General features: G+C 71.5%; 17 protein-coding genes. All 17 read right to left on the bottom strand.

Translation table 11 applies throughout. From position 1 onward, the window contains the following. Positions 1 to 9: 9 nt before the first annotated feature. The 17 genes from DY262_RS15935 to wbaP are packed head-to-tail and all read right to left on the bottom strand — an operon-like array spanning position 10 to position 20145. The gene (locus tag DY262_RS15935) at positions 10 to 2409 is read right to left on the bottom strand and encodes a GumC family protein (protein ID WP_116960086.1); all 2400 of its coding nucleotides are present in this window, start codon (positions 2407 to 2409) and stop codon (positions 10 to 12) included. 13 nt (positions 2410 to 2422) lie between these two features. Then, a complete protein-coding gene (locus tag DY262_RS15930; RefSeq protein ID WP_116960085.1) occupies positions 2423 to 3193 on the bottom strand; it encodes a polysaccharide biosynthesis/export family protein in 771 nt (256 codons plus the stop codon). 34 nt (positions 3194 to 3227) lie between these two features. Further along, positions 3228 to 4490: a glycosyltransferase WbuB gene (locus DY262_RS15925; RefSeq protein ID WP_116960084.1), complete on the bottom strand. Its 1263-nt coding sequence runs from the start codon at positions 4488 to 4490 to the stop codon at positions 3228 to 3230. Then, positions 4487 to 5404 (bottom strand): LamG domain-containing protein, encoded by a 918-nt coding sequence (locus DY262_RS15920; protein WP_116960083.1) that lies wholly within the window; start codon positions 5402 to 5404, stop codon positions 4487 to 4489. The genes DY262_RS15925 and DY262_RS15920 overlap by 4 nt, the downstream gene beginning before the upstream one ends. Positions 5405 to 5418: 14 nt before the next feature. Continuing rightward, positions 5419 to 6390: a glycosyltransferase family 2 protein gene (locus DY262_RS15915; protein WP_116960082.1), complete on the bottom strand. Its 972-nt coding sequence runs from the start codon at positions 6388 to 6390 to the stop codon at positions 5419 to 5421. 10 nt (positions 6391 to 6400) lie between these two features. Next, positions 6401 to 7357 carry a nitroreductase family protein gene (locus DY262_RS15910; RefSeq protein ID WP_116960081.1) on the bottom strand — a complete coding sequence of 319 codons (957 nt, stop codon included), beginning with the start codon at positions 7355 to 7357 and terminating at the stop codon, positions 6401 to 6403. Continuing rightward, positions 7350 to 7922 carry an LbetaH domain-containing protein gene (locus tag DY262_RS15905; RefSeq protein WP_116960080.1) on the bottom strand — a complete coding sequence of 191 codons (573 nt, stop codon included), beginning with the start codon at positions 7920 to 7922 and terminating at the stop codon, positions 7350 to 7352. Before DY262_RS15905 ends, DY262_RS15910 begins: the two co-directional genes overlap by 8 nt. Beyond that, positions 7919 to 9130: a polysaccharide pyruvyl transferase family protein gene (locus tag DY262_RS15900; protein ID WP_116960079.1), complete on the bottom strand. Its 1212-nt coding sequence runs from the start codon at positions 9128 to 9130 to the stop codon at positions 7919 to 7921. Before DY262_RS15900 ends, DY262_RS15905 begins: the two co-directional genes overlap by 4 nt. Further along, on the bottom strand, positions 9127 to 10257 hold the full coding sequence (locus tag DY262_RS15895; RefSeq protein ID WP_116960078.1) for a glycosyltransferase: 1131 nt from the start codon (positions 10255 to 10257) through the stop codon (positions 9127 to 9129). The genes DY262_RS15900 and DY262_RS15895 overlap by 4 nt, the downstream gene beginning before the upstream one ends. Positions 10258 to 10281: 24 nt before the next feature. Further along, positions 10282 to 11289: an acyltransferase family protein gene (locus DY262_RS21830; protein WP_181936533.1), complete on the bottom strand. Its 1008-nt coding sequence runs from the start codon at positions 11287 to 11289 to the stop codon at positions 10282 to 10284. Continuing rightward, the gene (locus DY262_RS21825) at positions 11286 to 12572 is read right to left on the bottom strand and encodes a hypothetical protein (RefSeq protein WP_181936532.1); all 1287 of its coding nucleotides are present in this window, start codon (positions 12570 to 12572) and stop codon (positions 11286 to 11288) included. Before DY262_RS21825 ends, DY262_RS21830 begins: the two co-directional genes overlap by 4 nt. Continuing rightward, positions 12560 to 13507, bottom strand: coding sequence for an aldo/keto reductase (locus DY262_RS15885; RefSeq protein ID WP_116960077.1), 948 nt, complete (start codon positions 13505 to 13507; stop codon positions 12560 to 12562). Before DY262_RS15885 ends, DY262_RS21825 begins: the two co-directional genes overlap by 13 nt. Continuing rightward, positions 13504 to 15084 (bottom strand): GMC oxidoreductase, encoded by a 1581-nt coding sequence (locus DY262_RS15880; RefSeq protein ID WP_116960076.1) that lies wholly within the window; start codon positions 15082 to 15084, stop codon positions 13504 to 13506. The genes DY262_RS15885 and DY262_RS15880 overlap by 4 nt, the downstream gene beginning before the upstream one ends. Next, on the bottom strand, positions 15081 to 16403 hold the full coding sequence (locus DY262_RS15875; protein ID WP_147326248.1) for a lipopolysaccharide biosynthesis protein: 1323 nt from the start codon (positions 16401 to 16403) through the stop codon (positions 15081 to 15083). The genes DY262_RS15880 and DY262_RS15875 overlap by 4 nt, the downstream gene beginning before the upstream one ends. Positions 16404 to 16421: 18 nt before the next feature. Beyond that, a complete protein-coding gene (gene gmd, locus DY262_RS15870) occupies positions 16422 to 17573 on the bottom strand; it encodes a GDP-mannose 4,6-dehydratase (RefSeq protein ID WP_116960074.1) in 1152 nt (383 codons plus the stop codon). Next, on the bottom strand, positions 17570 to 18571 hold the full coding sequence (locus tag DY262_RS15865) for a GDP-L-fucose synthase family protein (RefSeq protein ID WP_116960073.1): 1002 nt from the start codon (positions 18569 to 18571) through the stop codon (positions 17570 to 17572). Before DY262_RS15865 ends, gmd begins: the two co-directional genes overlap by 4 nt. After that, positions 18571 to 20145: an undecaprenyl-phosphate galactose phosphotransferase WbaP gene (gene wbaP, locus DY262_RS15860; RefSeq protein WP_181936531.1), complete on the bottom strand. Its 1575-nt coding sequence runs from the start codon at positions 20143 to 20145 to the stop codon at positions 18571 to 18573. Before wbaP ends, DY262_RS15865 begins: the two co-directional genes overlap by 1 nt. Positions 20146 to 20317 lie beyond the last annotated feature (172 nt).

Below are 20317 nucleotides of genomic sequence, written 5' to 3'. Positions count from 1 at the left end.
GCACGGTCCTCATGCCGAATGCGGGCCCATGGTGGGTTCGATGCGGGGCTGGGCCGTCAGCGGCACCGGGCCGGGGGTTGGCCGGGCGGTGCGCGGCGCGCGCCGCGCGCCCGGGGCATGGCCGTGGCCGTAGTAGTCCGCGTAGGCGCGGTCGATGATGTGCTCGCTGCGCGCGTGCGTGAGCACCACGCCCATCGGGCTCAGCCCGGCGGTGCGCAGGCGGCGCAGCGCGTCCTTCAGGCTTTCCTTGCGCGTCACGCCGGCCCGCACGGCCAGCACGATGTTGTGCACCTGGTTGCCCAGCGCGATCGCGTCCGAAATGCCCAGCAGCGGCGGCCCGTCGATCACGATCTGCTCGTAGCCCAGCGCCCGCGCCTGGTCCAGCAAGAGGCCCAGGCGCGGTCCCATCAGCAGCTCCACCGGATCGGGCGGCACCGGCCCGGCCGTGATCAGGCCCATGTTGTGCACCGGCGTCTCGCGGACCAGCATCGCGCTGTCGAGGTCTTCGCTCAGGAAGCTCGACAGGCCGCTGTCGTTCGGCAGCTTGAGCAGGGTGTGCATGCCGCCCTTGCGCATGTCGGCGTCGATCAGCAGCACCTTCTGGCCCATCTGCGCGAAGTTGATGGCCAGCGCGAGCGCCGTCGTGCTCTTGCCCTCGTTCTTGCCGCAGCTCGTCACCATGAAGCGCTCGGGGGCGCCGTCGGCCGTGCTGAACTGCAGCGCGGTGCGCATGGAGCGGTAGGACTCGGCGAAGGTGCCGCGCGGCTCGTGGTGGGCCAGCAGCGCCACCGCCTCCTTGCGGCCTTTCGGCGGGCGCGTGAAGGGGATCAGGCCCAGCAGCGGCAGGCGGTAGCGCGTTTCGATGTCGTTGGCGTTCTTCACGGAGTCGTCCATCTGCTCGCGCAGCAGGGCCAGCAGCAGGCCCAGGAACAGGCCGGCCATCAGGCCCAGGCCGATGTTGAGCTTGACGTTGGGCGAGGCCGGAAACAGCGGCACCGCCGCCCGGTCGACGATGCTCACGTTGTTGGTCGTGAGCCCCGCCGTCACGCTCACCTCCCGCAGGCGCTGCAGCAGGCTGTCGTACACCTGCCGGTTCGTGTCCAGCTCGCGGCTCAGCAGGTTCATGTCCACGCTGCGGTCCTGCACGCTCAGCACCTCCGCGCGGGTGCTGGCCACCTTGGCGCGCAGCTGGTCCTCGGCCTTCTTGGCGGCCAGGTACTGCCCCTGGATGCTCGACAGGATGTTGTTCACCTCCGTCTTGATGCGACCGTCCAGCTCGGCGATCTGCGCGCGGGCCTGCACCATGCTCGGGTAGTCGGGCTTGAAGACGGAGCGGTTCTTGGCGTAGTCGGCTTCCAGGCGCGCGCGCTGCTCCTTGTAGGCGCGGATGGCCTCGTTGACCACCGCCTGGGGCGCGCTCTCGGGGTCCAGCCGGACCTGGTTGTAGAGCGTCTCGGCCTTGATGCGGTCCTGCTCCGCCTTGGCCAGCGCGGCGGAAAAATCCACGAAGGTCTGGGTGGCGGCGCTGCCCTTGTCGCCCAGGTTCAGGATCTGGTTTTTCTTGGCGTAGGTGTTGATGACCCGCTCGCTCTCTTCCAGCTTGGCCTTGGTCTGGCGGATCTGTTCCTCCAGGAACTGGCGCGCGTAGAGCGAGGACTCCAGCTTGCGCTCGATGTGCGTGGCGAGGAAGGCCCGGGCGGTGGTGTTGGCGATGCCGGCGGCCAGTTGCGGGTCGGCGTTGCGCACGCTGATCTGCACCAGGCGCGAGTTGCGGATGGGCTCCACGGTGAGCGACTGCTGGAACTGCGCCAGCGCGCTGGCGCGGTTGAGCGTGTTCTGCTCGGGTGGCGCGGTGGCCACCAGGCCATGCAGCCGGGCCAGCCAGCCGCTCAGCAGGGCGCTGGCCTGTTCGAGCGGCCCGGCGGGCGCCGCGGCCACCGCATCGCCTTCGCCCGGCGCGGCGGCGGGGGGCGCCGACGCGCCGGGCTTGTACAGGCCCATCTCGTCGATGACGCGCTCGGCCAGGCTGCGGCTCTTGAGCAGCTCCACCTGCGTGCGCAGCTGCAGCTGCTCGGACAGCGGGCCTTCCTCGACCTCGAACTCGGTGTTGAAGCCCACCACCTTCTGCGCCGCGCGGTCGATCTGCAGCATGACCGTGCTCTCGTACTGCGGCGTGATGCGCAGCGTGTACAGGCCGGCCGCCAGGGTGAACAGGGCGGTCACGCCCAGGATGAGCCGCCGGTGCCGCGCCAGGGCGCGCCAGAGGGTCTTGAGGTCGATGCGGTCCTCCGCCGGGGCGCTGGATTCGCTGCGCGCGAGCAGCAGCTCGGACAGGGCGGCTTCGCGCTGCACCGCCAGCGCGTCCCTCGGGTCGGGCGTCGCGGGCAGCGGGTGTCGTTCAATGGCCATGGGTCCCTCCCCGTCAGTTGAATGGGTTGAGCGTGTTCAGGATGTCGCTGAAGAGCGAGTCCCGCAGGGCCGTGCGCCGGGCGTTGCGCTGGACCACGATGACGTCGTCCGAGCGGATGTCGGGGTCCCTTTCCTGGCCCGCGCGCACCTTGTCGAGGTCGTAGGTGAACTGTTCGCGCGCGCCGCCCGCCTGGTTGCGGTAGACGACGATCTTGTTGATGTCCGCATAGGGCGCGAAGCCGCCCGACAAGGCCAGGGCGCGCAGCAGCGTGAGCTGGCCCGCGATCGGGTAGACGCCGGGCCGCAGCACCGCGCCTTCGATGGCCACGCGGCGCGTGGTGAACTCCTTGATGAAGAGCGACACCTGCGGGTCCTGCAGGTACTTCTCCTGGTAGCGGTCGGCGATCAGCCGCGCCGCGGCCTGCGTGGTCAGCCCGGCCACCGGCACCTGGCCGATGAGCGGCAGCGAGACCTCGCCCGTGGCGTTCACGCGCAGGTCGCGTTTCATGTCGGGCACGCCGAACACGTCGAACTCCATCAGATCGTTGGGCGAGATGCGGTAGTTCGGGTCGACGCCGCCGGCCGGGGCCGCGCTCAGCGCGGCGGCGGTGCCAGGGGTGGTGCCCGGCGCCTCGAGCGGCGCGCTGGCCGGCACCGCGTGCGCGGCCCCGGGGCCCGCCTGCGGCGGCGTCTGGGCCCGCAGCGGCAGGGCCGCCGCCACGGCCAGCAGCGCCGCGCCCGCCAGGGCCCATGGCCGGGTGTTCTCGAAGGGGTGGGTGTGCATGATCAACTCCTTTCTGGCCCGGGTGGGGCCTGCTTCAGACGGCGGCCCGGCGGGTGTCGCTCGGGCGCGCCTGCGCCAGGGCCAGCAGCTGCGCCTCGAACCGGCGCAGGACCGCGTCCCGGCTCAGTTCGGCCTCGGCGTAGCGGCGGCCGCGCTCGCCCATCGCGGCGCGGCCGGCGGGGTCGGCCGCCAGCGCGCGCAGCGCCTCGGCCATGGCGGCCGGGTTCTCGGGTGGGACCACCCGGCCGCAAGCGGCGTCGTGGGTCACCACGCGGCACAGCTCGGTGCCGGCCATCGCGGTGGCCAGCACGGCGCGGCCGCTGGCCAGCATGCCGGTGAGCTTGGACGGCATCACCAGGTCGGCCGCGTCGGCCCGCTGCGGCAGCAGGTGCACGTCGGCCAGACCGAGCCAGTCGTTCAGCCGCTCCAGCGGCTGCAGATCAAGGAAGCGCACGTTGGGCAGGCCCGCGCAGCGCGCCTGCAGGGCGGCCCGTCCCGAGCCGCTGCCGCCCAGCACGAAGCGGATGCGGGGCTCGTCGCGCAGCAGGTGCGCCACGTCGGCGATGACCTCCAGCCCCTGCTTGTTGCCCATGTTGCCGGAGTACAGGGCAACGACGGCGTCCGGCGCCAGGCCGAGCTCGGCCCGGTAGGGGCTGGGCGCGGCCAGCGGCGCGATGCCGTCGATGTCCACCCAGTTGGGGAAGTGCACCACGCGCTCGGGCGCCACGCCTTTGTCGAGGGTGCGCTCCACCATGCGGCCGCTGAGGGTGGAGACGCGGTCGAAGCGCCGCATCAGCCAGCGCTCGGCGCGCTGGACCGCGCCGCGCAGCGCGCGGCCTTTGATGAGCCCCAGCTCGAAAGCGGCGTCGACCTCGTGGTCCTGGATGTGCAGCCAGGCGCTGGCCCCGCGCAGGGTGGCGAACAGCGCCGCGGCGGGCGCGCACATCAGCGGCGGCTCCACCACCCACACCACATCGGGCTTCCAGCGCCACTGGGCGCACAGCGCCGGCAGGCTGCTCAGCGCGAAGCTGGCCAGGTGCAGCAGGCGCTGGAGGCCGCCCGGCTGCCGCGGCACCCACAGCGGCGCGCGGATGATCCGAACGCCCTGCCAGTGCTCGATGCGGTAGCGGCGGGCGCTGTGGCCCTCCTGCACCCGCCAGGCCGGGTAGTACGGGGGGGCGGTGATGGCGCGCACCTCGTGCCCCGCCTGGGCCAGCCACTGCGCCATCTCGCCGGTGTACTTGCCGATGCCGGTGAGCTCGGGCGCGAAGTTGATGCCGTAGACGAGCAGCTTCATGGCGCGCCCTTTGTCTGAGGGGGCCTGGCGGGCCGCGCCGCTTCGCCGCGGACGGGGGTGGCCTCGCCCGCGAACGCGCGCACGCCCATGAACTTCAGGGTGTAGTCGCTGATGTTCTTGTGGCTTTGCGCCGAGACGATCAGGTAGAAGTTCTGTCGCCGCGCGATCTCGGGCACATAGGGGTGCGAGGCCTCGAGCACCGGCCGGCCATTGAGCCACCAGCGCACGCTCAGGGTGTCGGGCGAGTAGGACACGCCGAAGACGTTCGCTTGGGTGCGGTCCAGCGGTTCCTTGGAGGTCGGGTTGGGGTTCTGGATTTTTTTGTAGTTGGGGTAGATGCCGGACCACGAAATGGCCGTGTGGTGTCCGCCGGGGCCGAAGCCGCCCTCGTCGATGTCCAGCTCGAACCAGCGCTCGAAGCCCTTGGGATCGCCTTCGTAGACGTCTTCCATGCGCGGGTTGTGTTCGATGGGCATGAGCCAGACGGCGGGAAAGTTGTCGCGGTCGTTCGACGAGATCGCCACCTGGGCCTCGATGTAGAACGGCCGGTCGCCCCTGAGCAGGGGGAACTGGCCGGGGTGCGCGGTGGCCTTCGCGGTGGCCAGCAGGCCGCCGCGCTTGAGCACCACGCCGTCGTCGGCGGGTCCGTAGAGGCTGGTGCCCTTGAGCGGCGCGAAGGAAACGCCGCTGTGGTACTTGTACCCGTCGGCCTTGCCAGTGAAGTCCACGTCGCCGAGGCGCGGGCAGTCGCGGAACAGCGCCTGCCGCGCGCCCACCTGCAGCGCGCCCGGTGGCGGCGTGGCGTCCTCGCAGATGAGGGCGCTGCTGGCCGGCGTCTGGGCCTGGACGGGCCCCGCCAGGCCCAGGGTGGCCAGCAGGCCCAGGCGCCAGGGGGAGAGGAACCACCGGTGCATGCCGTGCCCTCCGGTCAATGCCGCGGCGCCAGCCGCTGGTCGCCGACGTCCACGTCCCTGGGGGCGTCGCTCTGCGCCACCAGCTTGTGCCCGGTCAGCCGGCTCAGCTCGGCGCAGATGGCGGCCTTGTCGTGCAGGTGGGCCACGGCCTGTTGCAGTTCCATGACCCGGGCCCCCACCAGGAAGCGGTACCAGTAGCCCTGCAGGAAGTGGTAGACCAGCCCGCTGCGGCCGTCCAGGAAGCCCCGCTGGAAGACGTAGCGCCACACGAAGTACAGCGTGGCGCTGAGGGTGAAGGGGATGCGGTTGTAGATCCGCTCCTTGGCCCAGCGCTTGAACGCCGCCTGGTGCGAGGCGCCGCGGGCGTTGAGCGCGCCGTCCTGGGCGAACAGGCCCAGGCGCTGGTTCAGCACCTCGATGGCTTCGCGCGTGGCGTACCGGTTGTGCTTGTCGATGAAATAGGCCAGGTCCTTGAGGTTGTGGTCGGCGAAGCCGCCGTCGAAGGTGACCGTGCGCCCGCCCCAGACCACCATGTGCTCGTCCATCCAGCGGTTCTCGATGCGGCCGTGCCCCTGGCGCCACAGGCGCAGCAGCCGCAGCGGGTAGCGGCCGCCATGGCGCACCCAGCGGTCCATGAAGATGTGCTTGCGCTTGAGGTTGACGCCGACCACGTCGGCCGGCAGCCGGGGCAGCTTCTCGGCGATCTCGCGGGCGAGGTCGGGCTCGATGATTTCGTCGGCGTCCAGGCGCAGCACCCAGTCGCCGCGAATGTCGAGCGTGTCCAGGGCCCATTGGAACTGCCGCGCCTGGTTGACGAAGGCGTGGGTGCAGACCTCCGCGCCCAGGCGCTGCGCGATCCCGGTGGTGCCGTCCGTGGAGCCGGAGTCCACCACGCAGATCTGGTCCGTGAAGGCCTGGATGGAGCGGATCGCGCGCTCGATGTGGAGGGATTCGTTGTGGGTCAGGATGATCGCCGTGATGCGCATCGAGATCTCCTCAGGCGTGAAGGGTGGCGATTTCCGCGGCGGGCCTTCTCGGCGAGAAGGCCACGCGGGTCTGCGGGGCGGCCGGCTCGCCGAAGGCGATCATCAGGATCAGCCGCTCGCCGGCGGGAATGCCGCCCACGCGGCGGATCGCCGATTCGGTCTTGTGGTCGATCGCCAGGTTGAGCGGGCAGGCGCCCCAGCCCAGGGCCCGGCAGGCCAGCAGCAGGCACATGGCAAACAGCGCGCCATCCACATAGGCCTGGTTGCGCTGGCCGGGGCCGCCCCAGGCGCAGATGTCGGAACTCACCACGAACAGGTTGCCGACGGTGTCGGCGAAGCCGCGCGAGCCCCCCTGCAGCGCGAGCAGCGCCTGGATGCGGGCCGGGTCCTGGTAGGTGTGCACCCGGGTGGCCTGGCGGTTGCACTGCGAGGGCGCCTGCTGTGCGAGCGCGATCGCCTCGAGGATGCGCGCGGGCTCGAGCGGCGCGGGCGACAGCGTGCGCACGCTCGAGCGGCCGGCGATCAGGTGCTGCAGGTCGCCGGCGGGCTGGCCGTCGAAGCGGTAGTCCCGCGTGCCGCCCTGCCACGGCCGGGGCAGCCGGGTTTCCCACTGCTTCAGGTAGCCGCTGATCTCGTCGAGCAGGGGGTCGCTGGCGCCGGCCTGGGCGTGGAAGGCCAGGTAGGCCTCCAGCGCGCCCAGCGACATGTGGGCCGGCACCGGCGAGTGCCCGATGTCGTAGCGCGAGAGCGCACGCATCACGAAGCGGACCTTGTCCTTGCCGAACAGCGGCTTGGGGCTCGGCAGCGACAGGCCCTTCTCGATCGTGTGGGCCTCGATGATGATTTTGTAGAAGGCGCGCCGGGACTTGTCCACGAACGGCGAGTACGAGTTGAAGCGCAGGAACAGCGCCGCGTCGCGCAAGGCCTCGCTGAAGATGCCCGCCAACTTGGCCACTTTGTCAAACATGGGCCTCTCCCAGCACGCGGTCCCTGATCTTTCGGCACGGGTGCCCGACGCAGACCGACCAGGCCGGCAGGTCCCGCGTCACCACCGAGCGCGCGCCGACCACGGCGCCCTCGCGGATCGACACATTGGGGTGCACGAAGCTCTCCGCGGCGATCCACACGTGGTCCTCGATCGCGATGGGGCCGGTCAGCAGGGGCCGCGACAGGCTGCGGATGTCGTGCGAGCCGGCGCACAGGAAGCTGCGCTGGCTGACGGCGACCTTGGAGCCGATGGTGATGCGGCCCATGCTGTAGCAGTCCACGCCGTCGCCCAGCGCGGAGAACTCGCCCATGGCGAGGTTCCAGGGCGCCCAGACGCGGCACGAGGGCGCGATGCGGCAGCCTGCGCCGATGCGCGCGCCGAAGGCGCGCAGCAGGAAGCGCCGCCAGCCGTGCAGGGCCCAGCGCGGGGTGGGCCGAAAGGCCAGCAGCCAGACCAGCTCCCACGCGAGCCGGCGCAGCAGCGCGGCGCCGCCGAAACCGTTGCGGTAGCGCAGCGAGCGGAAATCGCTGAGTGAATCGCTCACTGCAGGACCTCCCGTGCGACGCGTGGCGGCGCCGGGCGCCGCGGGAGTGGCCGGGCCTCGCCCGGCACCACCGCCTCCAGCTGCGCGTGCAGGAACGCCTGGCCGGTGTGCCGCATCGCCGCCAGGCGCTGCTCCACGTCGGCCCAGTCGATGTCGCTGGCCACCAGCGAGCGCACGTTCGGCGCCGAGAACCCGGCGGCGAAGCGCCGCTCCAGGCCGACGGCGCGCAGCAGGTTCAGCGCGCGGGCGTTGGCGCTGGCCTTCTCGCCGGTGAGCCCGGCCACGATGAAAGGCTTGCGGAACAGGAGGGCGAACACCGTGCCGTGGAAGGAGTTGGTGACGACGAACTGGGCGTGCTGGACCAGCGAGACCCACTCGCCGGGATCGGGGTACACCGTGTGCCCGATCTCCGGCCAGCGCCGGTGCGGGTTGTGCGGCGAGAGCACCGGGCAGCCGAGCTCGCGCGACACGCACTCGGCGCTGGGGCGGATGTTGTCGGGCGAGCGCAGCCCGTAGCAGAAGACGTAGGGCCCGTGGTGCGGGGCCGGCGCGCGCTCGGTCAGCGCCGAGTAGTCGCTGTGCAGCAGGGTCGGGTCGGGCACGTTGGCCGGCGGCTGGCCCGTGGCCCGTTCGACCAGGGCGACGCCGGAGGCCTCGCGCACGGAGATGGCATCGAAGTGCTGCAGCAGGTAGGGCAGCTGCGCGGCCTCGCCTGGCGACACCTGGTCCCGGCCGAAGCTGGCGGCGTAGGCGATCTTGCGGGCGCCGAAGGACTCGGCGAAGGCCAGGAAGTAGTTCGGGTCGAAACCGAAGTGCTGGGACGGGCTCCAGATCTGGTCGCTGCCCGCCACGATCAGGTCGAAGGCGCGCGCGGCGGCCAGCGAGGCGAGCGGGTCGCCGGGCGCGGTGGCGCGCCCGATGCCGAGGTATTGCTCCCGAAACCGCTGGAACTTGTCGCGCTGGCCGGGGTGGCCGAAGTGCTGATGGACGAAGGACGACAGCGCCAGGTAGGCCACCTTCACATTCGCCTTGAGCCGGGCGGGCGAGGTCGGCAGGCTGAGCCGGCCGCCGCGCTCGATGTGCGCGGGCCGGTAGTCGATGAAGCTGGCGCGGTGGCCTTGCTCCGTCAGCCAGCGGCGCAGGGCGTAGGCCTGCAGCGCGGCGCCGTAGTTGTCGCTGAAGTGGAAGGTCAGGATGCCGACGTTCATCGCTTCACCATCGGGGTGGCGGTGCCGGGCACCGCGGGCTGCGGGGGCGTCTGCTGCGGGGCCAGCAGTTGCGCGAGCCTGTGCTGGAAGCGCGCGGCCACGGCCGGCCCGCTGAGGCGGGCGGTTTCCGTGTGCGCCAGTTCGGTGCGGTTCCAGCGGAACTCCTCGCAGTACTGGCGCAGGCGCTCCCGCAGCGCGCGGGCGCTGCCGGCCTCGAACACGTAGCCGTTGCGCCCGTTCTCGATCACGTCGCTGGCCCCGCAGCGGTTGCTGCAGATCACCGGCGTGCCGACCATCAGGGCTTCGTTGACCACCGCGCCCCAGCCGTCGAACCGGCTGGGCAGCACCAGCACGTCGGCGCCCGCCATGGCGGCCACGGTCTCGGCATTGGGCAGGCCGGGCGAGAAGCTCACCCGCTCGGCGATGCCCAGCTGCGCGGCCAGCCGCCGCAGCACCGGCTCTTGCGGGCCCTGGCCGAGGATGCGCAAGCGCGCCGTGGGCACGTCGAGCTGGCTGAAGGCCCGCAGCAGCAGGTCGACGCGCTTGCGCGCAATCAGCTGCCCCACGTACAGCACCTGCAGGTGGCCGTGCGACACCGGCGTGCGCGGCACCGGCGTGGGGTCCACCACGTGCACGAAGGGCACGATGCGCGAGCGGGGGTAGCCGCAGGCCGCGAAGAACCGGGCGCCGCCATAGCGGCCCGCGTGGCCGATGCAGAACACGCCGCTCAGATGCCGGCGATGGCGCAGCGCGTCCCAGGTGTAGAGCAGCCAGCGCGGCAGCAGGCGCGCGCCCGGCTCGTAGCGGTTCTCCGTCATCAGGAAGCGGTGCACCGGCGCGCCTCGGCTGGCCTTGAAGGCCGCCAGCGGCAGCGCGAAGCCGCGCAGGCCGAAGAACACCTGCACCGACCCGGGCCGCGTGGCCAGCTCGGCGATCTGCGCCGGCGTGGGCGCGACGTGGACCTGGATGCGGCCGGTGTCGGGCTGCGGGTAGCCACGGTCGCGGTAGTGCGCGGGCAGGGCCTGCGTCACGCACCAGTGCACGGTGTTGCCGGGCGTGTTCGCCAGCTCGCGGATGTACGCGGCCTGGTGGAACATCAGGTAGGAATGCCAGAAGACGAAGTGCATGTCGGGTCGGCCTGTCAAAAGGGGTCAAGCGGTGGCGGGCTGGAACAGGCGCGAGACGCCCGAGCCCATGCGCTGCGATACCCAGCGCGTCAGCACCGAGAACACCAGCAGCGGCACCAGGGCCAGGAGCAGGAGCGCGAGCGGGCCGTAGGGGTAGCTCTGGGCTTCCAGCCAGCGGATCCAGGCGGTCTGCGTGAGGTAGATCTCCAGGGTCAGGCCGCCCAGCAGCGCGACCACGGGGAACAGCGGCGTGGACCGCAGGGGCCTGAGCAGTGCCTCCGAGGCGAAGACGTGGAAGCAGCCATAGACGATCGGGTACAGCAGGGCCTGGAACACGAACTGCAGAGGGCCCAGGCCGAAGCGGAACAGCGTGAGCTTGGCGACGAGGAACAGCAGCAGGCCGCCCAGCAGCCAGGCGATCGCGGCGGGACCGAGCCGGGGCGTCAGGCCCAGGCGCGCGACCAGGCAGCCCATCAGCGTGAGGCCGAAGTAGTTGATCCACTTGAAGTGGTTGGCCCAGGTGAAATCGTTGCCCCGCCCTTCCACGACGAAGGTGGACAGGTCCAGCTGGCCGTAGAAGAAGGCGTAGGGCACCAGCAACAGCGCCAGGGCCGTGGCGATGCCGGCGGGGCGCAGGCGCGCCAGGTAGAACACCGGCACGTAGAACACCATGACGGCGGAGATGAACCAGAACGGCGTCGGCCAGACGAAGACCGCCGCCAGCCCCGCGATGCCGTCGACCCGGACCATGCCGGCCGCGAGCATGGCGCAGGCGACGATGACGACGGCGGGGTAGAGGCGAACCACCCGTTTGCGTAGGTAGGTCGACAGCGAAGGCGGCACACCGCCCGCCGCCTCGGCGTTCAGGCTCTTGGCCAGGCCAAAGCCCGAGAGGAAGAAAAAGAGCGAGTTGCCGATGGCGCCGCCCGTGGCGATGCGCGGGTCCGGCACGAAGGCGTCCAGGTGCGACAGGGTGATCAGCACCGTCGCCAGGCACAGCATCAGCGTGGTGTCCGTGTCTCTGTGTGTCATGTCAGGCTCCCAGGGGAGGTGAAGGCGTCGCGGTCCAGGGGCCATGCGCGGGCCGCCGCGCGCGCGCGCCGGGCCCGCAGGTCCGACGGCAGGGCCCGCAGGTTCAGTTGCAGGATCAGCACGAGGATCCAGAGCGAATAGGGGTTGCCCACGCCGATCAGGTACCGGTTGAAGACCGACTGGGCCAGGATGAAGACCACCATCAGTCCGGCCATGAACAGCGGGTAGCGCGGCGGCTGGCCCTGCAGCCCGTGCCTGAGCGCACGGCAGCCGGTGACCGCGAAGGCCAGCACGATGAGCGAGCCGAAGAACAGCCCGTGCTCCAGTGCCAGGTTGATGTACGAGCTCTCGACCGGGAAGCCGATGATCTCGGGCAGGGCTGAGCGGATGCCCCGCCCCGTGAACAGCAGCGCGCCGTCGGAGAACACCAGTTCGACGCCGGCCCGCCAGAGATCGGTGCGCCCGGTGGCGCCGGACTCCACGCCCCGCGTGGGCGAGTCGACATCGAGGATGAGCGACAGGTAGTCCCTGATGTCGGTCCACTTCAGGAGCACGAGCACCAGGCCGGCGAGCACCGCCAGCGCCAGGCCCATGCGCGCCCGGCGCGAGCCGCGCCAGGCGATCAGGGTGACGCCGGTCGCGCCGGTGATGGCCAGCGCCAGCATCCCGGCGCGGGCGGAGGCGGCCAGCAGCACGCAAAGGCACAGCCCCGCCATGGCCAGCGCGAACAGTTGGCGGGGCCGTCGCCGCACGGTCAGGCTGTGCTGGAAGAACAGCAGCGCCCCGCCGCCGTAGACCAGCCCGCTCAGGTTGGGGTGCATGCCCAGCGGTTGGTAGCGGACCAGCCCCTGGCCGTACTCCACGTTGCCGGCGAGCGAGGCGAACAGGGCCTGGGGCTCCACCATCAGCAGCGTGCCGAGCAGCGCGACATAGGCCCACCGGAACACGGCGACCCAGCCGTCCGCCCGGCCGTGCCGGACCATCAGGGCGATGGCCGCGAGCACCAGCAGCAGCATGGCGCCGTACATCGTCGACAGCGCATTGCCCCTGGCCCAGGCCACCAGCATGGCGAACAGGAAGGCGGCGCTGAACAGCCACTCGACGAGGCTGGGCCGGATGCGCAGCGTGTCGCCCGACAGCAGGGAAAAGAAGCCGGCCATCAGCAGCAGGCTGATGGCGCCCATCTGGGCGGCCTGAAGCGCCGGCCCTTCGTAGTACCAGCCCGTGAGGTAGATGGCGCCGCCCAGCAGCCAGCGCGACAGCTGGGTGCTCAGCCCGCGCATGGGGCACCTCCCGGGGCGAAGGCCGTGTGCAGCGCCTGCATCGCGGGCCGCCAGTGGGCCGAGCCCGTGATGTGCCAGACGAGCGACAGCGTATCGACCAGGCGGCGCGGCTGGTCGGTCGAGAACAGCAGGCGGTGCTGGCCGCGCGCCAGCGCATAGGCCAGCGCCAGCGCCCCGGTCGCGGCCTGCGGGTCCGCGCCGGGGGGCAAGAGGCTGGCCAGCTGCTCCTTGAGCCGCGGGTCCTGTTCCATCCGCTGCGCGATGGCCGGGGCGATGCACCGGAACGCGCCATGCTGGATGTCCATGGGCCCCGCCGGCGGCCCCTCGGTGCCGGGCAGGGGGCAGCGGTACTGCCGCACCGCCCCGAAGCGCACCAGCCGGGCGGCGGATTCGCCGGTGGAACTGCCATAGGCGCCCAGCTGGCCCTGGGCCACGCGGCGCTCGAGCAGCGGCGCCAGGGGCGCCAGCGCGTCGTGCGGCTGCGCCTCGTGCAGCAGCAGGCCCTCCACCCGCTCGGTTTGCAGCAGGCGCAGGCTGGTGTCGAAGGAGCGGGCGATGAAGTCGGGGTGGAACTGCGCGGGCGCGGCGCGCTGGGCCATGCCCTTGAGCACCGCGCTGCGCAGCCCCGGCACGCGGTGGGCCAGGGGCCGGACGATGGCGCGCGCCGTTTGCAGCAGGCCGGGCGAGGCGGGGCGCGCCAGCCCGGCCTTGGTGAACACGGTGACGGGCTCCTGCCGGCCCTTGAGGGCTTCGCCCAGCACCGCTTCCGACATGCCCAGTCCATAGGGTGGCGCGGTGTCGAAGTGGCGCAGCCCCATGTCCAGCGCGGCGTGCACCAGCCGCAGGGCGTTGGCCTTTTCATGGCCGCCCTTGAGGCGGCCGCAGCCAAAGCCCAGGCGCTGGGCGATGAGGGCGGCGTGGCGGTCCATGGTCATGCCGTGGCCGGTTCACGGCCCAGCTGGTCGGCCAGGCGGGCCGTGAGCGCCATGGCGGTGAACGTGGGGTTGGCGTAGCTGGAGGTGCGGAACACCGCGGCGCCGGCCACGTACAGGTTGTGGGTGCCGAACACGCGCAGTTCGCGGTCGACCACGCCGTCGCGCGCGTGGTGGCCCATGCGGGCGCCGCCGCACTGGTGGTAGGTGTCGGTGGCCCGGTCCAGCGCGCGCGGGTCCTCGTCGGCGAGCAGCGGATCGATCTCCACGCGGGCCAGCCCGGCGGCCTGCAGGCTGCGCCCGGCGCGGCGCACGAAAGCGGCCATGGCCTGCACCTCGGGCCGCCCGCCGATGCGCCAGTCCAGCGCGGCCAGGGGCATGCCGAAGCGGTCCTTGCGCTGGCGGTCGAGGGTGATGCGGCTGTCGTCGCGGGGCAGTTGTTCGGCGTGCATGACGAGCCAGACCCCCCGGTCGGCCGGGTGGTAGATGCGGTGGTGCCGCAGGTACTGGACGGCCATCGGCAGCCAGGCGCTGCCCATGCCCCGCACGTGGCGCAGCACCTCGCCCAGGCCCTGGCGCGGCAGGGCGCCTCGGGTCAGCGAGCGGGCCAGCACCTTCAGGTGCTGCAGGTGCTCGGCGATGCTGGACTCGAACGCGAAGTAGCCCGAGACCTGGAGCGCGGCGTCGGCGCCGGTGCTGAGCCGCAGCTTGGGCTGGTACTTGTGGCCACCCAGCACGATGTTCTGGAAGGTGCGCAGGAAGCGCGCCCTGTCGAGCGGGTGCACCTGGCCGCCGCGCATCTCCAGGTGGTCCTGGAAACCGGCGCCGAGCCAGGGGTTGGCCGCCCACGGGGCCCGGGGTTGTTCGGCCGCGCAGGCCAGCAGCAGGCGGGCGATTTCGATGGTGCCGTTGGCCAGCACGACGCGTGGGCTGCGCAGGTTGGCCAAGCGGCCGTCGGGCCGCGCCACGCGCACGGCGGCGACGCGCTGGCCGTCGGCCGACAGCTCCAGGCCGGTGGCGTGGGCGTGCAGCAGGACGGTGAGCCGGGGCGCGTGGCGCAGGCGCTCGCTGAAGTACCGGGCCATGGCGGGCTCCTTGAGCCAGCGCGTGAGGAACAGGGTGAAGCCCGGGATCTCGGGATAGCCGCCGCCGAAGAGCTTGTGCGCCTGGGGCGTGCCCTCGTCGAGCGCATCGGCCAGGCGCAGCTCCCGGGCCACGGCGTCGTACCAGGGCAGCAGGTCCTGGTAGGCGATGGGCCAGGGCGCGTCGGACACGCCCGCGCGGGCCTCGAAATCGGATGGCACGAAGCCGGTGAGCTGGCCGCCCCAGAGGTTGGAGGTGCCGCCCAGCGCGCGCCCGCGCGCCATGGCGATGCCGTTGTGGGCGCGGCCGATGACGCTGGCGTCGTTGAGCTGCTGCGCCGGCGTTTCGAAGCCGCCGCCGCCGCTCTCCAGCACCAGCACGCGCTGGCCCTGGCGTTCCAGCAGCACCGCCAGCAGCAGGGCCACCGTGCCGCCGCCGACGATGACGACATCGTGCGGCGTGTCGGGGGGCGGGGCGTGGACGAGGTCGACGATCATGCGGCGCCTTTCGTGGCGTGCAGGCGGTGCACCGCGCGCGTGGCGGTGAGCCAGACCAGGGCTTCGCCCAGCACCATGGCACCCACCACGCCCGCCATGCCGGCGCCGCGCCAGACCAGCCAGGCCACCACGAGCGAGACCACGGCGGCGGCCAGGCTCTGCGCGGCCAGGCCGGCGTGGCGGTTGATGGACATGAGCACGACGCGCGGGACCTGGGTGGCCGAACACACGGCGGCGTAGAGCAGGAACAGCGCCATGCCGCTGGCGGCGAAGGGGATCTGGCCGTGGGTCCAGACCGCCAGCAGGTGGGGCGAGGCTGCGTACACCAGCGCGGCACCGGCCACCGCGATCAACAGGCCCAGGCGCTTGGCCCGGCGGTAGAGCCGCCAGAAGGCGGCGTCGTCCCGCTGGCCCTTGAGGGCCGTGAGTTCGGGCCAGAGCGGGTTGCTCAAGGCGTTGGTGACCTGCACCACGACCCGGGCGATGGTGCGGTAGGTGTTGAACACGGCGGTGGCGGCGGGGCCCAGGGTGGCGGCCACCAGCAGGGTGAAGCCCTGCAGGCTCAGCGCGTTGGTGAGCGAGAGCGAGAGGAAGAGCATGCCGGGTGCGGCGGTCTGGCGGATGTCGGCCGCGTTGGCGTGGCGCAGGCCCCAGCGCAGGAAGTCGGTGCGCCGCTGGCTCAGCCAGAGGCTGAGCAGGGTGTAGCCCAGGCGCGCCAGCAGCATGGCCGCGGCGACGCCGATGAAACTCTGCGTGAGCGCCAGGCCGACCAGGCCGCCGGTCCAGTCGACCAGGCGGCCGGTGGTCACCAGGTAGGTGCCGGCCGCGTAGCCGCCGGTGGCCTTGTAGATGACCTCGGCCAGGCTGCAGAACAGGCTGAGCACCACGCTCAGCGACAGCAGCATGAGCACCGCCTTCCAGCCGGGCGCCTGCAGCGTGCCGGCGGGCAGCAGCACCAAGGTGCTGCCCACGGCCAGCAGGGCCAGCAGCGAGACCGCCGCCACGAAGGCCACGGCGCTGTGGAACACCTCGGCGGCGCGCGCCTTCTGGCCTTGCGTGATCAGGCCGATCATGCGGTTGCAGGCGGCGTGGGAGATGCCGGCGTCGGCCATCGACAGGTAGAAGGGCAGCGCCGTCAGGGCCAGCCAGTAGCCATAGGTGGCCATGTCCCAGTAGTGCAGGAACAGCGGCAGCGAGACCAGCTGCGTGCCGATGCTCACCGCCTGCGCGTAGCCATAGGCGCCCGCGCCCGAGGCCATGCGCCGTGCCAGGGGCGAGCGGGCAAGGGCCGATGGGCGCAAGGGCTGGGGGACCAACATGGCCATGCGTCCGCTGGGTCAGTGCTCGCCGGACACCGCCACGGCGTAGCCGTGGGTCTTGAGCAGGGCGTGGCGGCGGGCCTCCGCCAGGTCGGCGGTCACCATCTCCGTCACCATCTCGCGCAGGGCGATCCGCGGCACCCAGCCCAGCGAGGCCTTGGCCTTGGCCGGGTCGCCCAGCAGCGTCTCCACCTCGGTGGGGCGGAAGTAGCGCGGGTCCACCTGCACGATCACCTGGCCCGGCCGCAGCGCCGGCGCCTGGTCGCCCTCGACGGCCTGCACGATGGCCCGTTCGTTCGCGCCCTCGCCCTCGAAGCGCAGGGTGATGCCCAGTTCGCGCGCGGCCATGTCGATGAACTGGCGCACGCTGTACTGCACGCCGGTGGCGATGACGAAGTCCTCGGGCCGCTCCTGCTGCAGCATCATCCACTGCATGCGCACGTAGTCCTTGGCGTGGCCCCAGTCGCGCAGCGAATCGAGGTTGCCCATGTACAGGCAGCGCTCCAGTCCCTGCGCGATGTGGGCCAGGCCGCGCGTGATCTTGCGGGTGACGAAGGTCTCGCCGCGGCGCGGGGACTCGTGGTTGAACAGGATGCCGTTGCAGGCATACATGCCGTAGGCCTCGCGGTAGTTCACCACGATCCAGTACGCATAGAGCTTGGCCACCGCGTAGGGGCTGCGCGGGTAGAAGGGCGTGCTTTCCTTCTGCGGAATCTCCTGTACCAGGCCGTACAGCTCGGAGGTGCTGGCCTGGTAGAAGCGCGTCTTCTTCTCCAGCCCGAGGATGCGGATGGCCTCGAGCAGGCGCAGCGTGCCCATGCCGTCCACGTCGGCGGTGTACTCGGGGCTCTCGAAGCTCACCGCCACGTGGCTCTGCGCGCCGAGGTTGTAGACCTCGTCGGGCTGGGTTTCCTGCACGATGCGGATCAGGTTGCTGGTGTCGCTCAGGTCGCCGTAGTGCAGGTGGAAGCGGGCGTCGTCGATGTGCGGGTCCTGGTAGATGTGGTCGACCCGCTGGGTGTTGAACTGACTGCTGCGGCGTTTGATGCCGTGCACGACGTAGCCCTTGTCGAGCAGCAGCTCGGCGAGGTAGGAGCCGTCCTGGCCGGTAACGCCGGTGATGAGGGCGACGCGGGGCTTGGCGTGGGGGAGGGGCGGGTTGGTGGTCATAGCGCGGCGATCGGCAGGTGGCGGGGGGCGGTGGTCTGGAGGAAGTCCTGGTAGGTCAGGGCCAGTCCCTGGGGCAGGTCGACCTGGGCCCGCCAGCCCAGGCTGTGCAGGCGGCCGCTGTCCATGAGCTTGCGGGGCGCGCCGTCGGGTTTGCTGGCGTCGAAGCCGATGCGGCCCTTGAAGCCCACGACGCGGGCGATGCGGTGCGCGAGTTCGGCGATGCTCAGGTCCGACCCCGAGCCCACGTTGATGTGGCTGAGCATGGGCTGCGTGTGCTGCTCGTAGCGGGCCTTGGGCAGGTTCATCACGTGCACGCAGGCGGCGGCCATGTCGTCGACGTAGAGGAACTCACGCAGCGGCGCGCCGCTGCCCCAGATCGCGACCTCGGGCGCGTCGAGCGCCTTCGCTTCATGGAAGCGGCGGATCAGCGCGGGGATGACGTGGCTGTTGTCCGGGTGGTAGTTGTCGCCCGGCCCATAGAGGTTGGTGGGCATGACGCAGCGGTAGTCCACGCCGTGGCTGGCGCCGAACTGGCGGTTGTAGCTTTCGCACAGCTTGATGCCGGCGATCTTGGCCACCGCATAGGGCTCGTTGGTGGGCTCCAGCGGCCCGGTGAGCAGGGCCTGCTCGCCCATGGGCTGGGGCGCCAGCCGGGGGTAGATGCAGCTGGAGCCGAGGAACAGCAGCTTCTGCACGCCGTTGCAGAACGCGGCCTCGATCACGTTGGCCGCGATCATGAGGTTCTGGTAGATGAAGTCGGCGGGGAAGACGTTGTTGGCGTGGATGCCGCCGACCTTGGCCGCCGCGAGGTACACCTGCTTCGGCTGGGTCCGCGCGAAGAAGGCGCGCACGGCGGCCTGGTCCGTCAGGTTGAGCTCGGCGTGCGTGCGGGTGAGGAGGCGGCTGGCCGGGTGGCCGGTGGCGAGCAGCCGGCGCACGATGGCCGAGCCGACCATGCCGCGGTGGCCCGCGACGTAGATGCTGTCGGGTGTGTTCATCAGCAAGCGCCTTCCTGTCTGAGAACCACGCGCACGGTGCGCAGCATGATCACGAGGTCGTACCAGAGCGACCAGTTGCGCACGTACCAGAGGTCCATGTTGATGCGGTGTTGAAAGGTGCTGGCGCTGCGGCCGCTGATCTGCCACAGGCCGGTGATGCCGGGGCGGGCCTTGCCGTAGGCGGCGATGCTCTTGCCGTACTCGCCGAGCTCGCGGGCCAGCAGCGGGCGCGGGCCCACCAGGCTCATCTCGCCGCGCAGCACGTTGATGAGCTGGGGCAGCTCGTCGATGCTGGTGCGGCGGATCAGGCGGCCGATCGGGGTGACCCTGGGGTCGTTGGCGAGCTTGAAGTTGCTGGCCAGGTACTGCACGTAGAGCTTCTCGTTCTCGGTCTTCCAGCGCTCCAGCGCGGCGTCGGCGTCCATCACCATGCTGCGGAACTTGATGAAATCGAACAGCTGGCCGTCCACGCCCACGCGCTTCTGCACGAAGAAGACCGGGCCGGCGTCGTCGCGCTTGATGCGCCAGGCAACCCAGGCCAGCAGCGGCGCCAGCAGCACCAGCAGGGTGGCCGCGCCGACGATGTCGAGCGCGCGCTTGAGCACCTGCGGGCCGCGCCGGTTGAGGTTGTTGCGGGCGCGCAGCAACAGCACGTCGTGGCTGAAGAAGTGCGAGACCTCCATGCCGTAGATGGGCAGGCCGCCGAGCGCGGGCACCATGACGAGGTCGTCGCGGGTGAGCATGAGCTCCTGCGCCAGTTCGCGCAGCCAGTTGTTGTCGCGCAAGCCCAGCACCCCCACGAGCTGGTGGGGGCCGGGCCGCGCGAGAAAGTCGCGCACGCCGGGCGTGAGCGCCGTGGGCGCGACGACGTGCCCGCCGGCGAGCTTGACCAGCCGCGCGCCGGGGTCGGGGCAGACGACGGCCACGGGCCGGTAGCCCAGCAGGGGCTCGCTGGCCAAGGCGGCGGCGGCTTTCTCGACGTCACCAGGGTGGCCGATGAGCACGTAGGGCTGCGTGAGCAGGCCGGCGCGCAGCAGCAGGCCGCGCACCGCCAGGCGGGCCAACGGCAGGCAGATGAACACCAGGCCCCAGGTGGCGCCGGTCCACAGGCGGGAGAGGGGCCACTTGGCGAGGTAGATGACCATGGCGTCGAGCAGGGCCGCGAGCACGATCACCTGGATCAGCTGGCGCGCCTCGTCCCACCAGGGCTTGCGGCGGTGCGCGGTGTAGTGGCCCTGCACCGTCCACATCCAGCTGACCATGGCCAGGGCGATGGCCGCGAACAGGGTGAGGCGCAGGTGGCCGTTGGCGGCCCACCAGACGTTCATGGCCTGCGAGAGGCTCACCTCGTCGCGAAGCCACGCGGGCAGGCGCCCGGCGACGAAGCACAGGCCGAGCACGCACAGGTCGGTGAGCACCAGCCAGGCCCTGACCTGTTGTTCGCGCCGGCCGAGGTCGGCCCAGGGCGCGAGGCTGTGGGCGAGGTCGTGTTCGTTGTGGAGCGGGACGACGACGCCCGGTCCGCCTTCCGCGGATGGGCGCCTCTCCAGCCGTTGGGCGTGCGCGCGGGCCATGTCAGGGCCCACCGCGGATGCAGGGGTTGGACGGGCGCGCCCTGTGTGGGTGCATGGCATGCACCCGGAGGGCGCATGGCAAAGGCTGGCGGCTGAAGCACGGCATGCATGACTCCCTGCGTGTCGGGGTGGTTGGGGGAAGCGCGGACAGGCGGGGTCCATGCTCGCCAAT

The sequence above is a fragment of the Hydrogenophaga borbori genome (assembly GCF_003417535.1).
GTDB classification, from domain to species: Bacteria; Pseudomonadota; Gammaproteobacteria; order Burkholderiales; family Burkholderiaceae_C; genus Hydrogenophaga; species Hydrogenophaga borbori.
The sequence above is the reverse complement of the archived record's forward strand: the minus strand, read 5'-3'. Positions and strand labels throughout refer to the sequence as shown.

Excerpts from the sequence above, each read along its gene's own strand:
- DY262_RS15910 (WP_116960081.1), bottom strand. The coding sequence starts at position 7,357 with ATGTTTGACAAAGTGGCCAAGTTGGCGGGCATCTTCAGCGAGGCCTTG.
- DY262_RS15900 (WP_116960079.1), bottom strand. The coding sequence starts at position 9,130 with ATGAACGTCGGCATCCTGACCTTCCACTTCAGCGACAACTACGGCGCC.
- gmd (WP_116960074.1), bottom strand. The coding sequence starts at position 17,573 with ATGACCACCAACCCGCCCCTCCCCCACGCCAAGCCCCGCGTCGCCCTC.
- DY262_RS15915 (WP_116960082.1), bottom strand. The coding sequence starts at position 6,390 with ATGCGCATCACGGCGATCATCCTGACCCACAACGAATCCCTCCACATC.
- DY262_RS15925 (WP_116960084.1), bottom strand. The coding sequence starts at position 4,490 with ATGAAGCTGCTCGTCTACGGCATCAACTTCGCGCCCGAGCTCACCGGC.
- DY262_RS21825 (WP_181936532.1), bottom strand. The coding sequence starts at position 12,572 with ATGCGCGGGCTGAGCACCCAGCTGTCGCGCTGGCTGCTGGGCGGCGCC.
- DY262_RS15920 (WP_116960083.1), bottom strand. The coding sequence starts at position 5,404 with ATGCACCGGTGGTTCCTCTCCCCCTGGCGCCTGGGCCTGCTGGCCACC.
- DY262_RS21830 (WP_181936533.1), bottom strand. The coding sequence starts at position 11,289 with ATGACACACAGAGACACGGACACCACGCTGATGCTGTGCCTGGCGACG.
- DY262_RS15930 (WP_116960085.1), bottom strand. The coding sequence starts at position 3,193 with ATGCACACCCACCCCTTCGAGAACACCCGGCCATGGGCCCTGGCGGGC.
- DY262_RS15885 (WP_116960077.1), bottom strand. The coding sequence starts at position 13,507 with ATGACCATGGACCGCCACGCCGCCCTCATCGCCCAGCGCCTGGGCTTT.
- wbaP (WP_181936531.1), bottom strand. The coding sequence starts at position 20,145 with ATGGCCCGCGCGCACGCCCAACGGCTGGAGAGGCGCCCATCCGCGGAA.
- DY262_RS15895 (WP_116960078.1), bottom strand. The coding sequence starts at position 10,257 with ATGCACTTCGTCTTCTGGCATTCCTACCTGATGTTCCACCAGGCCGCG.
- DY262_RS15935 (WP_116960086.1), bottom strand. The coding sequence starts at position 2,409 with ATGGCCATTGAACGACACCCGCTGCCCGCGACGCCCGACCCGAGGGAC.
- DY262_RS15880 (WP_116960076.1), bottom strand. The coding sequence starts at position 15,084 with ATGATCGTCGACCTCGTCCACGCCCCGCCCCCCGACACGCCGCACGAT.
- DY262_RS15875 (WP_147326248.1), bottom strand. The coding sequence starts at position 16,403 with ATGTTGGTCCCCCAGCCCTTGCGCCCATCGGCCCTTGCCCGCTCGCCC.
- DY262_RS15865 (WP_116960073.1), bottom strand. The coding sequence starts at position 18,571 with ATGAACACACCCGACAGCATCTACGTCGCGGGCCACCGCGGCATGGTC.